This is a genomic window from Streptomyces sp. DG2A-72 (assembly GCF_030499575.1).
In the GTDB taxonomy this organism is placed as follows: Bacteria; Actinomycetota; Actinomycetes; order Streptomycetales; family Streptomycetaceae; genus Streptomyces.
Genome location: NZ_JASTLC010000001.1, coordinates 6,709,976 through 6,725,181, shown reverse-complemented (window position 1 = coordinate 6,725,181; position 15,206 = coordinate 6,709,976). Strand labels below are relative to the sequence as shown.

Annotated in this window: 15 protein-coding genes; 3 read left to right on the top strand and 12 right to left on the bottom strand. The window is 71.2% G+C overall.

Annotation, left to right across the window (positions count from 1 at the left end; all coding sequences use genetic code 11):
• Window positions 1–50: 50 nt before the first annotated feature.
• Window positions 51–374 (bottom strand): ferredoxin, encoded by a 324-nt coding sequence (gene fdxA / locus QQY66_RS32010; RefSeq protein WP_210585670.1) that lies wholly within the window; start codon window positions 372–374, stop codon window positions 51–53.
• 140 nt (window positions 375–514) lie between these two features.
• Between fdxA and QQY66_RS32005 the strand changes: the two genes are divergently transcribed.
• Window positions 515–1,564 (top strand): GNAT family N-acetyltransferase, encoded by a 1,050-nt coding sequence (locus QQY66_RS32005; RefSeq protein ID WP_301983785.1) that lies wholly within the window; start codon window positions 515–517, stop codon window positions 1,562–1,564.
• A gap of 17 nt (window positions 1,565–1,581) precedes the next feature.
• Window positions 1,582–2,433, top strand: a complete 852-nt coding sequence (locus tag QQY66_RS32000; protein ID WP_301983784.1) for a transglutaminase-like domain-containing protein — start codon at window positions 1,582–1,584, stop codon at window positions 2,431–2,433.
• Between the two features lie 82 nt (window positions 2,434–2,515).
• On the opposite strand, the gene QQY66_RS31995 is transcribed toward QQY66_RS32000, so the two are convergent.
• The 9 genes from QQY66_RS31995 to QQY66_RS31955 form a co-directional block, all read right to left on the bottom strand.
• The gene (locus QQY66_RS31995) at window positions 2,516–3,130 is read right to left on the bottom strand and encodes a response regulator transcription factor (RefSeq protein WP_301983783.1); all 615 of its coding nucleotides are present in this window, start codon (window positions 3,128–3,130) and stop codon (window positions 2,516–2,518) included.
• Complete coding sequence (locus tag QQY66_RS31990) at window positions 3,127–4,296, bottom strand: sensor histidine kinase (protein ID WP_301983782.1); 1,170 nt, start codon at window positions 4,294–4,296, stop codon at window positions 3,127–3,129. The genes QQY66_RS31995 and QQY66_RS31990 overlap by 4 nt, the downstream gene beginning before the upstream one ends.
• Window positions 4,293–5,033, bottom strand: a complete 741-nt coding sequence (locus QQY66_RS31985; RefSeq protein WP_301983781.1) for an ABC transporter permease — start codon at window positions 5,031–5,033, stop codon at window positions 4,293–4,295. The genes QQY66_RS31990 and QQY66_RS31985 overlap by 4 nt, the downstream gene beginning before the upstream one ends.
• Window positions 5,030–5,938 (bottom strand): ABC transporter ATP-binding protein, encoded by a 909-nt coding sequence (locus tag QQY66_RS31980; protein WP_301983780.1) that lies wholly within the window; start codon window positions 5,936–5,938, stop codon window positions 5,030–5,032. Before QQY66_RS31980 ends, QQY66_RS31985 begins: the two co-directional genes overlap by 4 nt.
• 142 nt (window positions 5,939–6,080) lie before the next feature.
• Entirely contained in the window at window positions 6,081–6,539 is a 459-nt protein-coding gene (locus tag QQY66_RS31975; protein WP_301983779.1) for a hypothetical protein, read from the bottom strand.
• A gap of 111 nt (window positions 6,540–6,650) precedes the next feature.
• A complete protein-coding gene (locus tag QQY66_RS31970; protein WP_301983778.1) occupies window positions 6,651–9,140 on the bottom strand; it encodes a hypothetical protein in 2,490 nt (829 codons plus the stop codon).
• Between the two features lie 194 nt (window positions 9,141–9,334).
• Window positions 9,335–9,751, bottom strand: coding sequence for a DUF6113 family protein (locus tag QQY66_RS31965; protein ID WP_301983777.1), 417 nt, complete (start codon window positions 9,749–9,751; stop codon window positions 9,335–9,337).
• Complete coding sequence (gene mshB, locus QQY66_RS31960; protein ID WP_301983776.1) at window positions 9,748–10,596, bottom strand: N-acetyl-1-D-myo-inositol-2-amino-2-deoxy-alpha-D-glucopyranoside deacetylase; 849 nt, start codon at window positions 10,594–10,596, stop codon at window positions 9,748–9,750. The genes QQY66_RS31965 and mshB overlap by 4 nt, the downstream gene beginning before the upstream one ends.
• Before the next feature lie 23 nt (window positions 10,597–10,619).
• Window positions 10,620–10,814 carry a hypothetical protein gene (locus QQY66_RS31955; RefSeq protein ID WP_301983775.1) on the bottom strand — a complete coding sequence of 65 codons (195 nt, stop codon included), beginning with the start codon at window positions 10,812–10,814 and terminating at the stop codon, window positions 10,620–10,622.
• A gap of 156 nt (window positions 10,815–10,970) precedes the next feature.
• Between QQY66_RS31955 and QQY66_RS31950 the strand changes: the two genes are divergently transcribed.
• Window positions 10,971–13,088 (top strand): S9 family peptidase, encoded by a 2,118-nt coding sequence (locus QQY66_RS31950; RefSeq protein ID WP_301983774.1) that lies wholly within the window; start codon window positions 10,971–10,973, stop codon window positions 13,086–13,088.
• Window positions 13,089–13,207: 119 nt separating this feature from the next.
• Here the strand turns inward: QQY66_RS31950 and QQY66_RS31945 are convergent, their stop codons facing one another.
• Complete coding sequence (locus QQY66_RS31945; protein WP_301983773.1) at window positions 13,208–14,239, bottom strand: ABC transporter ATP-binding protein; 1,032 nt, start codon at window positions 14,237–14,239, stop codon at window positions 13,208–13,210.
• Window positions 14,232–15,206, bottom strand: a complete 975-nt coding sequence (locus QQY66_RS31940) for an ABC transporter ATP-binding protein (protein ID WP_301983772.1) — start codon at window positions 15,204–15,206, stop codon at window positions 14,232–14,234. The genes QQY66_RS31945 and QQY66_RS31940 overlap by 8 nt, the downstream gene beginning before the upstream one ends.

Below are 15,206 nucleotides of genomic sequence, written 5' to 3'. Positions count from 1 at the left end.
ATCAGGCCGTACGGGACCGAGGCGGCACGATGGTGCGGGCCGCTTGCGGGTTACTCGGCAGCCTGCGGCGGCAGCGCGGCGATGAAGGGGTGGTCGCGCTCGATCAGGCCCAGCTTGCTTGCGCCGCCGGGGGAGCCGAGCTCGTCGAAGAACTCGACGTTCGCCTTGTAGTAGTCCTTCCACTCCTCCGGAGTGTCGTCCTCGTAGAAGATCGCCTCGACCGGGCAGACCGGCTCACAGGCTCCGCAGTCGACGCATTCGTCCGGGTGGATGTACAAGGACCGCTGGCCCTCGTAGATGCAGTCGACCGGGCACTCCTCGATGCACGCCTTGTCCTTCAAGTCGACACAAGGCTGCGCGATGACGTAGGTCACGCTGTCGTTCCTCCTCGGTAGGGCGCTGGCGGGCCTCCTCAGGCTCCGCCGCCTGGCGCGCGGGAGCGCGGCGTCGTCGATGCCCGCATCTAGTATCTCCGTTCTTGGGCATGATCCGAACAGGAGGGGTGAACTGACCTGTGGAAATCTCCGCGGCCGGACGCCTCGAGATCCGTATCACCACTGCTGACGTGGGCAAACGTGTCTCGGTACGGCGTTTGAACGAGCCTGGAACCACGCACGAGAAATTCACCGACACGGTGGGTGTTCTCACATCATGGGACACCGGTGTGCTCGTGATCAGGCGGCGGGACGGGCAGTCCGTCCGGATTCCGGAGTCCTCGCTGGTCGCGGGCAAGGTGGTGCCGCCCGCGCCCGCCCGTCGGCGCGGTCCCGCCGCCTCGTACGAGGAGCTGGCCCGGGTCGCCTCCCGGGCCTGGCGGCCGGTGGAGAGCGAGCGGCTCGGCGAGTGGGAGCTGCGGGCCGCGTCCGGGTTCACCCGGCGCGCCAACTCCGTGCTGCCGCTCGGCGACCCCGGCCTGCCGCTCGACGAGGCGCTCACCGTCGTACGGCGGTGGTACGGCGACCGTGGGCTGCCCGCGTACATCCAGACCGCGACCGGGGCCGAGGGTACGCAGGAGCTGCTGTGCGCCGAGCTGGAGCGACGCGGGTGGGCCCGGGAGGTGACGGCTGAGATGTGGATCGGCGGCCTGGCACCGGTCGCCGACCGGGCGACGGGGGCCGGGGTCGTGCTGTCCAGGGCCGCCGATGCGCAGTGGCTGGGGCGTTATCAGCGCAAGGGCGTGAGTGACGTGGCGCTGAGGGTGCTGGGGGGTGGGCCGTCGGTGTGGTTCGCGACGGTGCCCGGTGCGGGCGGGGCCGCGCCCGCCGCCATCGGGCGGTTGGTCGTGGACGGGCGGTGGGCCGGGTTCGCCGCCGTCGAGGCGGATCCCGAGCGGCGGCGGGAGGGGCTGGCCACGAAGGTCATGGCCGCGCTGGCCCGCAAGGCACTCGACGAGGGCGCGTCGGCTGCGTGGCTGCAGGTCGAGGCGGACAATGAGGGGGCGCGGGCGTTGTACGGCGGGATGGGCTTCGGTGCGCATCACTCGTACCACCACTATCGCGAGCCGGCCTCGGACGAGGTGGCGACGGACGTGGCGAACGACGCCGGCCGGTACGGATCGCAGTGAGAGGGCACGAGCCAGCTATGCGTCCCCCCTACCCTCCCCCGCCTGAACGGTCCGCCGAGCTGCGGCGGCGGTTCGCCGAAGAGGCACGTTCCGAACGGCCCGATCTGTCGACGCTGTGCCTGCTGGTCGGCGCGGAGGCGGACGGGGCGCTGGACGAGGCCGGGATCGATGCGGCGCAGATCGAGCTGGACGAGCTGGCGGGGCAGCTGCCGTTCCGGCCCGGGGGGCCGCGGTCGTGGGCGGTGGCGTTGCGGGAGCTGCTCGGGGACCGGTGCGGGTTTCGCGGCTGGGCCACGGACTATCGGCGCCTTGAGTCGTCGTTGCTGCATGAGGTGCTTCGGCGGCGGCGTGGGTTGCCGATTCTGCTGTCGGTGGTGTGGATGGAGGTGGCTCGGCGGGCGGGGGCGCATGTGTACGGCGTCGCGTTGCCGGGGCACTTCGTGGTCGGGTTCGGGGACGCGGAGGAGCAGGTGCTGGCCGATCCCTTTGCTGGGGGGCGGGTGCTGAGCGGGGGTGATGTGGAGTTGATGGTCGCGGGGGCGACGGGGGCCGCGCTGCAGCCGTCGATGCTGGCGCCGGCCGATCCGTTGGAGGTGGTGGTGCGGATTCTCAACAACGTGCGGGCCTGGGCTGCGGCTCGGCCTGAGCGGTCGGATGTGGCGTTGTGGGGGGTGGAGTTGTCGCTGCTGTTGCCTTCGCATCCGGCTCGGTTGCGGTATGAGCGGGCGCAGCTGCTGGTGCGGCGGGGGGATTTTCTCCGGGGTGCGGCTGAGTTGGAGGCGTATGCGGAGGTGGTGGGGGCGGTGGATGAGGCTGCTGCTGAGAAGGTGCGGGGGCAGGCGCATGGGGCTCGTGCGATGTTGAACTGATTGGGCGGGTGCGGGTGCGTGCGGGCTGGTCGCGCCCACGCGGCGGAGCCGCACATTGATACAGCCCCGCGCCCCTGGGGGGTTACAGCCAGCCTTTGTCCCTTGCCAGCCGCGCCGCCTCCGCCCTGTTCCGCACCGCCAGTTTCTGGATCGCCGTCGACAGGTAGTTGCGGACCGTGCCCTGCGACAGATGCAGGGCTGCCGCCAGCTCCGCGTTCGTCGAGCCGTCCTGCGCCGCTCGCAGCACCTCTCGCTCGCGGTCCGTCAGCGGGTTCGCGCCCTCCGCCAGCGCCGCTGCCGCCAGGGTCGGGTCGATGACCCGCTCCCCCGCCAGTACCTTGCGGACCGCCTCCGCCAATTGTGCCGCCGGGGCGTCCTTGACGAGGAAGGCGTCGGCGCCGGACTCCATGGCGCTGCGGAGGTAGCCGGGGCGGCCGAAGGTGGTGAGGACGACCAGTTTCACGGCCGGGAGTTCCCGGTGGACCTGGGCCGCCGCCTCGATGCCCGTCATGCCCGGCATCTCGATGTCCAGCAGGGCCACGTCGATGTCGTGGGCGCGGGCCGCCGCCAGTACCTCGTCGCCTCGCGCCACTTGGGCGACGACGTCGATGTCGTCCTCCAGGCCCAGCAATGCGGCCAGGGCCTCGCGGACCATCGACTGGTCCTCGGCGAGCAGGACCTTGATCGTGCGGCTCATGTGCCGGATCCTACGTCGGTGGTCCGGCCGGCGGGGGCCCGGGCGACCAGGCGGAAGCCGTGTCCGACGCGGCCCGCCTCGAGGCTGCCGCCCGCTTTCTCCAGGCGCTCGGTGAGGCCCGTGAGTCCGTGGCCGGGGCTGCTGCCGGGGCTGCCGGAGCCGTTGTCTTCCACGGAGAGTTCGAGCATGGGGCCGTCGAGGGTCTGGCGGCGGAGGAGTTCCACCGTGCAGCGGTGGGCGCCGCTGTGGCGTACGACGTTGGTGACCGCCTCGCGCAGGGCCCAGCCGAGGGCGGTCTCGCTGTCCTCCGGGACGCCGGTGAGGTCGGGTTCGGCGGGCGGCAGGTCGACGGTGATTCCGGCGGTGGTCAACGCGACCTGGGCGCCTGCCAGTTCGGCGGAGAGGCGGGGACGGCGGTAACCCGACACCGCCTCGCGTACGTCGACCAGGGCCTGCCGGCTGACCTGTTCGATGTCGGCGACCTGCTGGGCCGCCTTGTCGGGGTGGGCGGGGAGCATTCGGCCGGCGAGTTCGCTCTTCAGCGTGATCAGCGACAGGGAGTGTCCCAGCAGGTCGTGCAGGTCGCGGGCCAGGCGCAGGCGTTCCTCGTTGGCGGCGAGTTGGGCGACGGTGGTGCGGGCCTCGCGCAACTCGATGGTCGTACGGATGAGTTCGCGTACGCCGGTCATGGAGAAGCCGCCGAGGAGGGCCGGGAGGAGCAGTCCGGCCAGGAACGACGTGCCGCCGGGGACCGCGAGGGCGACGCCGGTCAGCAGGGCGGACACGGCCGGGATGGTCCAGCGTGCGAGGTGGAACGGCAGGGCAGCCCCGGAGGAGATCGCCACGTACACGAACAGGACGAGCCACTCGCGGCCCAGGGTGAGGGAGAGGACCGTCGACTGGGTGGCCAGGACGGCCACCGAGCCGAGCACCACGCCGTTGGTCTCGCCGCGTCCGGTGCGGAAGATCAGGGCGAAGTACCAGGCGACGAAGGCGACCAGCCCGATCCAGCCGAGGACGCGGACACCGTCGCTGTGCCCACCGTGCAGGAGGTCGGAGACGGGCGCGCTCAGGTAGGCGAGCCAGATCCCCGTCCACAGCAGCTTGACGGCCTTCTGCCGGCGGTTCTGCGGGCGCTGCCCGATGCCGATCCCGATGCTGCTCACGCCTTCAGCGTGTCCTTCCGGTACAGCCAGGCCGCGCCGCCGGTGAACAGGGCGAAGAAGACGGCGAGGACGGCGATGTCCTTGGCGTGCGGGGCCTGGCTCTGCTCGATCGCCTGCCCCAGGGCAGCGTACGCGTGCGTGGGCACCCACTTGGCGATGTCCTGCAGCCAGTCCGGGAAGGTCGTCGTCGGCATCCACAGACCGCCGAGGATGGACAGGCCGAAGTAGGTGATCATCGTGATCGGGCGGACCGCGTCCCCGCTCGCGAGATAGCCGATGGCCACACCGAGCGCCGCGAAGACGAGGCTGCCGGCCCAGATCGCGCCGGTCAGGGCGAGCCACTGCCAGGCGTCCAGCCGTACGCCCTTCACCACGGCGGCGACGGCGAAGACGATCACGATCGACGGCAGGCTGACCACGGCCGCGCTCGCCGTCTTCGCGAGGACATAGCCGCGGCCCGGCAACGGCGTCAGCCGCAACTGCCGTACCCAGCCGCTCTCCCGCTCCTTGGCGATGCGCTCGCTGTTGCCCATCAGGACGGCGGTGAGAGCGCCGAAGGAGGCCATGGAGACCATCATGTACGTCGGCAGGGTCAGGCCCGTTCCGTCGACCTTCGTGGTGCTGTCGGCGCTGCCCGCGATGAGCAGGAAGAGGACCGACGGGTACAGCACGGAGAAGAACAGGAACTTGCGGTTGCGCAGGGCGCGGGTCAGCTCCAGCCGGATGAGATTGTTCATGAGATACGGGCCTCCTCGGCCTCGGTGATGGCCACGAACGCCTGCTCCAGGCCGAGCCCGGCGACTTCGAGGTTGCGGGGGTGCAGGCCGAGGCCGTAGAGGGCGTGGACGGTGGCGTCGGCGTCGGCGGACTGGATGCGGACGGTGTGGCCGGACACGTCGAGACGCGTGAGGAAGGGCAGCGCCCGCAGTGCGGCCTCGTCGAGGGTGCCGTCGGAGAGGTCGAAGGAGATCCTCCGCGCGCCTGCCTTCGCCTTGATCTCGGCCGCCGTGCCGTCGGCCAGCAGTCGGCCCCGGTGCAGCACCAGCACCCGGTCGGCGATGGCGTCGGCCTCCTCCAGGTAGTGCGTGGCGAACAGCACGGTCCGCCCCTGGTCGGCCTGCTCGCGCATGGTCGCCCAGAAGGCCTGGCGGGTGGTGACGTCCATGCCGGTGGTCGGCTCGTCCAGGACGATCAGGTCACTGTCGCCGGCGGTCGCGAGGGCGAACCGGACACGCTGTGCCTGGCCGCCGGAGAGCTTGTTGACCTTGCGGTCGGCGATCTGCGCGATCCCGGCGCGGGCGAGGACGTCGTTCGCCGGGTACGGCTTCGGGTGCAGGGCACAGGCCAGCCGTACCAGCTCCGCGACCGTGACCTCGTCCATCAGCCCGCCGCTCTGCAGCATCGCGCCCACTCGCCCGGCGACGATGGCCTCACGCGGCCCCGTCCCGAACACCCGGACCGTGCCGCTGTCGGGCTGCCTCAGGCCGAGCAGCAGATCGAGCGTCGTCGACTTACCGGCTCCGTTGGGTCCCAGCAGCGCCACGGTCTCCCCCGGGCGCAGGGTCAGACTCAGTCCGTCCACGGCCCGCACGGTGCCGTATGTCTTGCTCACCTGGTCGAATGCGACCACTGTCGTCGTCATGTGATCCAGAGTGGCTCTCGCGGCCCCTCGCCCGGCAGTGTCGGCGATCCTGACTGCTGGATGACAGATGTCATACGACGACCAGGGGCACCCGGCGCGTGCCGGGTGCCCCTTGTGAGCTGCGTCCCTCAAGCCGCGTCGTTCAGCATCCTCGCCTGCCGGTGTCTATGGGGTACCCGCGATCGCCCCACCAGATCTGACCGACCGCCGAGACACAGTAGTTCGCCGTGCCGGTCACGCCGACCGGACCGGCGTAGTAGGCGTAATTACCTCTGTCTGGAACCGAGTTCTGGGTCGGGGTGCACACCTGGCCGATGCCTGACGTCTGCGAGCACCGCAGAATCTGAATCGAGGTGGGAGCCGCGACGCCGTAGGACACACCACGGTGGTAGAAGCAGGCGCTGTTGGTGCCGCCGTTGCTGGTGTTGTAGTAGATGACCAGCTCGCCTATGACGCTGCCGCTGCGCGAGACAGTGTCGGAGTAGGTGATGGTGCCCGAACAGGAGGTGGCCGCCTGTGCGGGGGACGCCAGGAGCACGGTCGCACCGGTGAGCGTGATCAAGCTGGCGAGGAACACCATGACTCGACGAAGGAAGTGCATGCAGATTCCTGTCTTAGTAGGTGTGCCGATGAGGTTGATCTTGCAACGAGCCGGATCACCAGCGAGAGGGCACCCGGTGTTCGCCGGGTGCCCTCTCTCCGTCGTGTTCGACTAGTTCGGGTTCGTCTCAATGACGGCGTCCCGGTCGGTCGTGCTCAGCAGGGCCTGACGCAGGGCGCCGTAGACGTCCTGGGGGGTAACGGGCGTCTTCTCACCGGTGCTCCGGGTGATCAGCACGCCGTCGAAGGTCTGGCCGTAAAGCTCCTGGAGCGCATTCAGGTCGGGGCTGTCTACGAGCTTGCCGTTCACGGCCTTCACCCGGAGGAACTTCCACAGGGAGTTCTGCGGGCTGAACTCGATGAAGCGAGTGGCGTCCGTCCTCACGATGACGTTGGCCGACATCGCGGGCGTGGCGAAGGCCTTCATCTCACGGTCGACTTCGGCGTTCGACACCGTCGGCTGCTGGGTGGTCGTCGGCAGCTCGACCGGGGTGGCCTTGCCGGTCTCCACCTGGTTGCGGTACGCCTCCTCGACCGCGTCGGTCGACTGGCCGACGGCGATGCCCTTGCCCGCCTTGCCGTAGACGGCGACGGCCTTGCCGGACTCGAACTTGATCGTGCCCTCGGTCACCGAGCCGGCACCGCCCGCGGCGTCCTCCAGGGCGGCCGTCAGCTTCTCCTCGTCGACCGGCATGACCGGGTCGACGACGCGGTGGTTGCCGAAGAGCGAGCCGATGACGGAGACCGGGTTGTAGTCGCTCCCCGCGGCCGCGCGGACGGTGGCCTGCTCGTCGAACTGGAGGCCCGCCTGGTCCGGCTTGAGCGACACGGTCCTGCCGTCGACGGACAGCTTCAGCGCCTGGTTCGTACGGTCACCGAAGGCGTCGTCGAGCTTCTTGACGGCGTCGTCGCGCGTACCGCCGCCGATCTCGACGCCGAGCACGGTGGTGCCCTTGGGTACGTCCGAGTGGTTCATCAGCAGGCCGGCGCCGTAGGCGACACCGGCGACTACGAACACGCCAACGCCGACCAGGGCCAGCTTGTTGCGGCCCCTCTTCTTCCTGGGCGCCGCCGCGGGCGCGGCCTTCTTCTCGTCCGGCTCGGGCAGCTTCGGGGGCGTGTGCGGCAGCGGACCGTCGGGGTGCGTGCCGGGCGCGAACGGGGAGTTCGCGGCGCCGGGCGGCACCACGGGGATGCCGCTGGTGACGGTGTGTCCGGACACGTTGTCCGGGGCGGGGTAACCCTGCGGGCCCGGCTCGGGGGCGGGCTTTTGCGGGGTGAGGATCGCGGTGTCGTCGCTCAGACCGCCGCCGGGACCGAGCCCTCCGGGGCCGGAACCCGGAGCGCCGATGCCGGCCTGGGGGACGCCGCCGGGGGGCGTACCGGGGCCAGCGGGGCCGCCGGAACCGCCAGGGCCACCGGGCCCGGTGAACACGCCCGGACTGCCGGGCGCGCCGCCCGGACCGCCGTAACCACCGGACGCACTGCCCGCGCCGCCCCGACCGCCGCGCCCGTCGCCCGGGCCGCCGAAGTCACGTCCTGAGCCGCCCGGCGCTCCGCCGAATCCGTCGGGGCCGTTGCCGGGCCCGCCGCCGAAGCCGTCCGGGCCACCGCCCGGCCCGACGCCGATCGGCGGCACCATCGGGCCGTCGCCGGTGACCGGACCGCCGGTCGGGCCCGCGGGACCCTGGGGTCCGCCGGAGCCGCCACGGCCGCCCGGTCCGTTGAAGCCGCTCGGCCCGCCCGGGCCCGCGGGGCCGGCCTGACCGTTCTGGGCGCCGTAGCCGCCCGAACCGCCTTGGCCGCCACGGTCGTTGTCCGAGAAGTACGGCAGGTCGTCGCGGGCCGGTTCGCCGCCGCCCGAACCCGGACGCGCCCCGTTGCCCAGCGGCCCGGCCGCCAGCGCCTCGGTCACGTCGAAGGAACCGGTGCCGCCGCCGTGCCCGGGGGCGACGGGTCCGCCGGTGGCGCCGGGCAGCCCGGAGCCGTTCGTGGCGCCGGGGCGGGAGCCGCCGCCCGGCGCGCCCATGGAACCGACCACACCACCGGGCCGACCGGCACCGGCGGCGCCCGGACGCGGACCGCCGGGAGCGCCCGTACGACCGGGAGCGCCCGCACCCGTACCGCTGCCGGACGCACCCGCGCCCGAACCGCCGGACGGTGCGCCCCCGTTGGAGGAGGGGCCACTTGGACCGCCCTTGCCCTTGGAGGTCGGGCGCGGCGCGAACCAGTCGCTCGTCTTCTCCTCGGCGGCCGGCTGGGGGGCCGTGGGCTCGGCGGGAGCCTCGACGGTGCCCATGCCCATGGACGTGGCGGAACCGGGCCCCGGCGCGGGGGCGTCGGTGTCGTCCGCGGCGCCGGAGTCCGCGACGGGTGTGCGCACGACGACCGGCGGAATGGGCCGTGACCCGGGGATGTTGATCCGGACCCGGGTCGTCAGCGTGGTCTCGGTCTTGCGTTCCTCCGGCTGCGTGGCCGCGCGGCCCGTGTCCGGACCGTCGCCGGAGACCGCGGGGGTCCCGTACGGCGGCGTGCCCGAGGGGTAGGCGGCTCCGCCGCGCCCGTTGGGCCCGGAGGACGGACTGTCAGTTTCACGACTCAAGGCAGGTTCTCCCGGTTGGCTCCGCCGCCCGTTTCGTCCTCAGCACAGTTCGGGCGGCTCGGCGGCGGCCACCACCATACTGGCCACTTCCGGCCCGTATCCCACGACCGCCCGGGAAACCCACACGGGACCAACACGAGCACGCTGTGCTGTGTGGGGGACACCCTCACACCCCCGGAAGACGAAGTGTTACGTCATTTCCCAAGTCGGACGGGGCCGCCGCCCGGTTGCCGCCCCGGGCCAAGCGTGGCGCAGATCACAGCTACAGCCATACCGCCGAGCAGGAAGAGATAGGAGCCGCCTTCTGCGGCGAAGACGAAGTCGCCCTCGGGGCGGCTGGCGGTGAGCAGGATGACGGCGAGCATCCAGCCGCCGGCCGGCGCGACGGCCCCGCCTCTGCTGCGCGCGGCGAGCGCCCCGCCGAGACAGGCCCCGGCCTCACCGGCGAGGGCGAGCAGCAGCCCGCCCGGCATCCAGGCGGACTGCACCAGCGCCCCGGCCCCGCCGACGATCGCGCCGAGCACGAAGAGGCCCAGATAGGCGGCGGCCCGCACGGCGGACGGGCGGTGCAGGGGCTGGGCCAGCATCGAGGTCCGGTCGGCCGAACTCATGACGCCTCCTCGATTCCGGCGAACAGGTCGGTCTCTCCCGGAAGGGCGGGTTCCCCCTGGACCAGTTGGTAGTACTCCGTGGTGAAGATGGGCTGCGCGAGTTCGTTGGAGAGCGCGAAGTAGGGCTCGGCCACGTCGATCTGCGTGGCGTGCGCGCGCATCGCGGCGGCCTTGGCGGCGGCGTACGGGGTGCCGTCGATCGCGGTGGTGACCTCTGTCTCGTCCACCACACCCGGCACGTCGTCGACGGCGGCCGACTTGTCGAAGGGCAGGCCGGGCAGGTCGTCCTGGAGCCGGGCGAAGGCGGCCTCGGCGACGGGGCGCGGCACGCGGTTCCAGTAGACCTTCCGGATCCCCAGGCCGGTCCGCTCGGCGGCGCGCATGGCCACCCGGTGGGCCTGGATGTGATCGGGGTGCCCGTAGCCGCCATTGGAGTCGTAGGTGACGAGGACCTGGGGCCGTACCTCGCGGATCACCTCGACGAGATGGGCGGCGGCCTCGTCGACGTCGGCCTGCCAGAAGCAGGCGGGGTCGTCGTTGTCGGCCAGGCCCATCATCCCGGAGTCGCGGTAGCGGCCGGGGCCGCCGAGGAGACGGACGTCCTCGACGCCGAGCTCGGCCATGGCGGCGGCGAGCTCGCGCTGCCGGTACGCGCCGAGGGCGGTGCCGGTCAGGTGGTGCAGCTCGGGCGGGATGACCTCGCCGAGTTCACCGAGGGTGCAGGTGACCAGGGTCACCTGGGCGCCCTCGGCGGCGTACTTGGCCATGGTGGCGCCGTTGTTGATCGACTCGTCGTCCGGGTGCGCGTGCACCAGCAGGAGACGCCGAGCGGGCAGGTCCGTCATGGCACCCACCCTAAAGGTGTGGATCAGAACTTGATGCTGCTGATCATCCCGGCCAGGTTCGTCGTCAGCTCACTGATGGTCGGAGCGACGGTCGAGGAGGCGAGATAGAAGCCCAGCAGCACGCAGACGACCGCGTGTCCCGCCTTGAGGCCTGATTTCTTGACCAGCAGGAAGACGATGATCGCCAGCAGCACCACCGCCGAGATCGAGAGTGCCACGGCGGCTCACCTCCATTCAGAGCAGGGCACCTTGTAAATCCATACGACAGCCAGCAGGTTCATACCCACGCAGCGCTAGTGATCATAACTATCGGTGCGTGCGCATCCGTCGGCGCACGGCCGCACAAGGGGGCGCATGGCCAATATGGTCGGGGCATGACGACAGAGCCCGACTCCTTCCCCCGACGGCACGCCCGCACCCAGCGATTCACGCTCGGCGCGCCGCGTTCGTTCACCGTGGCACCCGACGGTTCCCGTGTCGTGTTCCTGCGCTCGGGTTCCGGTACGGACCGGGCCAATTCGCTCTGGGTGCTGGACCTTCCGGACGGCGGGGAGCGCGTGGCGGCCGGCCCGCGCGCCCTGCTCGGCGGCACGTCGGAGAACCTGTCGCCCGAGGAACGCGCGCGCCGCGAACGCAGCCGCGAGTCCGGCGCCGGCATCGTCGGCTACGCCACCGACACGGCCGTCGAGTTGGCCTCTTTCGCGTTGTCAGGGCGGCTTTTCACGGCCGAGCTACAGGCCGGCACGGCACGCGAACTCCCCGTCCCCGGCCCGGTGATCGACCCGCGCCCCGCCCCCGACGGACGGCATATCGCCTACGTCGTCCGGGGCGCCCTGCGGATCGTGGGGGCCGAGGGCGAGGGTGACCGGGCGCTCGCGCAGCCGGAGTCGGATCAAGTGACGTACGGACTCGCCGAGTTCATCGCGGCCGAGGAGATGGGCCGGTCACGGGGCTTCTGGTGGGCGCCGGATGCGGACCGGCTGCTGGTCGCCCGCGCGGACGACACGCCGGTGCAGCGCTGGTGGATCTCCGACCCGGCCCATCCGGAACGTGACCCGGACCACGTCGCGTATCCGGTGGCGGGCAGCGCCAACGCGGAGGTCCGGCTGTTCGTGATCGGCCTCGACGGGAGCCGCACGGAGGTCGTCTGGGACCGGGCGCGCTACCCGTATCTGGCGCATGTGCACTGGTCAGCGGCGGGTGCACCGCTGTTGCTCGTCCAGGCCCGGGACCAGCGCAGCCAGCTCTTCCTGGCCGTGGACCCGGACACCGGCGCGACCCGTATGGTGCACGCGGACGAAGATCCAACATGGCTTGAACTTTTCCCTGGGGTGCCCTGCTGGAGCCCCTCCGGACAGCTCGTGCGGATCGCCGACGAGGGCGGCGCCCGGGTCCTCGCGGTCGGTGAACGCCCGCTGACAGGACCGCAGTTGCACCTGCGCGCCGTGCTCGACGTCTCCGACGACGACGTGCTGGTCTCGGCGTCGGCGGGCGAGGACGCGGCCGCCCCGGAGACCGGTGAAGTGCACGTCTACCGGGTGAACGAGCTCGGCATGGAGCGCGTCTCCCAGGAGCCCGGCGTGCACTCGGCCGTGCGCTCCGGGGGCGTGACGGTCCTGGTGTCGGCGGTGCCGGACAAGCCGGGGGCGCGGGTGCAGGTGCTGCGCGACGGCAAGAGGGCGGCGGCCGTCCCCTCGTACGCGGAAGATCCCGGAATGTCCCCCCGCGTGATCCTCACCGAGGGGGGCGCACGGCGCATCCCGTGCGCCGTGCTGTTGCCTCAGGACCACCAAGGGGACACCCCTCTTCCGGTTTTGCTGGATCCGTACGGCGGTCCGCACGGGCCCCGCGTGGTCGCCGCGCACAACGCCCACCTCACCTCGCAGTGGTTCGCCGACCAGGGTTTCGCGGTGGTCGTCGCCGACGGCCGCGGCACCCCCGGCCGCTCCCCAGCCTGGGAGAAGGCGGTCCACCACGACCTCACCGTCTCCCTCGACGACCAGGTCGAGGCGTTGCAGGACCTCGCGAAGAGCCACCCGCTGGACCTCTCCCGGGTGGCGATCCGCGGCTGGTCCTACGGCGGCTGGCTCGCCGGGCTCGCGGTGCTGCGCCGCCCGGACGTCTTCCACGCGGGCATCGCGGGCGCCCCGGTCACCGACTGGCGGCTGTACGACACGCACTACACGGAGCGGTACCTGGGCGACCCGGCCGCGCACCCGGCGTCGTACGCGAAGAGCTCCCTGGTGACGGACGACGGTCTGTCCTCCCCCGCCGAGCCGCACCGCCCGCTGATGATCGTGCACGGCCTGGCCGACGACAACGTGGTCGTCGCCCACGCCCTCCGCCTCTCCTCGGCCCTGCTGGCCGCCGGCCGCCCGCACGAGGTGCTGCCGCTGTCGGGGGTCACGCACATGACCCCGCAGGAACAGGTCGCCGAGAATCTGCTGCTGCTCCAGGTGGACTTCCTGAAGCGCTCGCTGGGGCTGCGCTGACGGCAACAGGCCGGGGCGACATGGCGCGCCCCGGCCTGTTTACGGCACCCGCACGGCCGTACGTTGTAGAGATTGGCGCGTCCGTATATCGGAAACGGGTCGGCCGAGTTGCCTCTGTGTTACTCCGTGTTCTCGGCCGGTACGACCTGCTTCTCCTCCGCGAAGTGGCAGGCGGAGTCGTGCGCCGCCGGGCCTGCCGTGAACTCCGGGGGCACCGCGAGCGGCGGCACCTCCAGCTCGCAGCGCTCCTGGGCCTTCCAGCAGCGGGTGCGGAAGCGGCAGCCAGAGGGGATGTTCGTCGGGGACGGGACATCGCCGGCGAGGATGATCCGTTCCCGGTGCTCGCGCGCCTCGGGGTCCGGGACGGGCACCGCGGAGAGCAGCGCCTGGGTGTAGGGGTGCGTCGGATGGTCGTAGATCTCGGCGTCCCGTCCGGTCTCCACGATCCGCCCGAGGTACATCACCCCGACCCGGTCCGAGATGTGCCGGACGATCGACAGGTCGTGCGCGATGAAGATGTACGACAGCTCGAACTCGTCCTGCAGCCGCTCCATCAGGTTGATCACCTGCGCCTGGACCGAGACGTCCAGCGCCGATACCGGCTCGTCGGCGACGATCACCTCGGGGCGCAGCGCCAACCCCCTTGCGATGCCGATGCGTTGGCGCTGGCCTCCGGAGAACTGGTGCGGATAGCGGTTGATGTACTCGGGGTTGAGTCCGACGACGTCCAGCAGATCCTGCACGCGCTTGCGCCGGTCGCCCTTCGGGGCCACCTCGGGGTGGATGTCGTACGGCTCTGCGATGATGTCGCCCACCGTCATACGCGGGTTGAGCGAGGTGTACGGGTCCTGGAACACCATCTGGATGTTCCGGCGGACCGCCTTCAGGGCACGGCCGGACAGCTTGGTGATGTCCTCGCCCTTGTAGCGGATCGACCCGGACGTCGGTCTCTCCAGGTTGACCAGCATCTTGGCGACCGTCGACTTGCCGCAGCCGGACTCGCCGACGATGCCGAGGGTTTCGCCGCGGGCGAGTTCGAAGTCCACGCCGTCGACGGCCTTGACGGCGCCGACCTGCTTCTTGAAGAGGATGCCCTGGGTGAGCGGGTAGTGCTTGAGGAGCCCGCGCACTTCCAGGATCTGCTCAGCCATGCAGGCACTCCCTCCAGAAGTGGCAGGCGCTGCCCCGGTCTTCGCAGACCTCGTACAGCGGGGGCTCGTCGGTGCGGCACACGTCCTGGGCCAGGGGACAGCGGGGGTGGAAGGCGCAGCCCGGCGGGATGTTCATGAGGTTCGGCGGCAGGCCCTTGATGGCGTAGAGCTCCTGGCCCTTCTGGTCCAGGCGCGGGATGGAGTCGAGCAGGCCGCGGGTGTACGGGTGGGCGGGCGCCTTGTAGATGTCGTGGACCGGCGCCGACTCGACGATCCGGCCCGCGTACATCACCGCGATGCGGTCGGCGACGTCGGCGACCACGCCGAGGTCGTGCGTGATCAGGATGAGCCCCATGTTGTACTCGCGCTGCAACTCGGCGAGCAGATCCATGACCTGGGCCTGGACGGTGACGTCGAGGGCGGTGGTCGGTTCGTCGGCGATGATCAGCGCGGGCTCCAGGGCCAGCGCCATCGCGATCATGATGCGCTGGCGCATGCCGCCGGAGAACTGGTGGGGGTAGTCGCGGACGCGCTGGCCGGCGCCGGGGATACGGACCCGGTCCATCAGCTCGATCGCCTTGGCCCGCGCGTCCTTCCGCGACATGCCCCGGTGGACCACGAACATCTCGCCGAGCTGGTCGCCCACGGAGAGCACGGGGTTCAGCGACGACAGCGCGTCCTGGAAGATCATCGCCATCTCGGCACCGCGGACCTTCCGCCGCTCCTCCTCCTTCAGCGAGAGCAGGTCCCTGCCCTGGAAGAGGACTTCACCGCCGGTGATCCGCCCCGGCGGCATGTCGAGGATCCCCATGATCGTCTGCGCGGTCACGGACTTCCCGGACCCGGACTCCCCGAGCACGGCCAGCGTCTCGCCCGCGTCCACGCCGTAGCTGACCCCGTTGACCGCCTTGGCGATCCCGTCCCGCGTCCTGAACTCCACGTGCAGATCCCGCACTTCGAGCAGCAT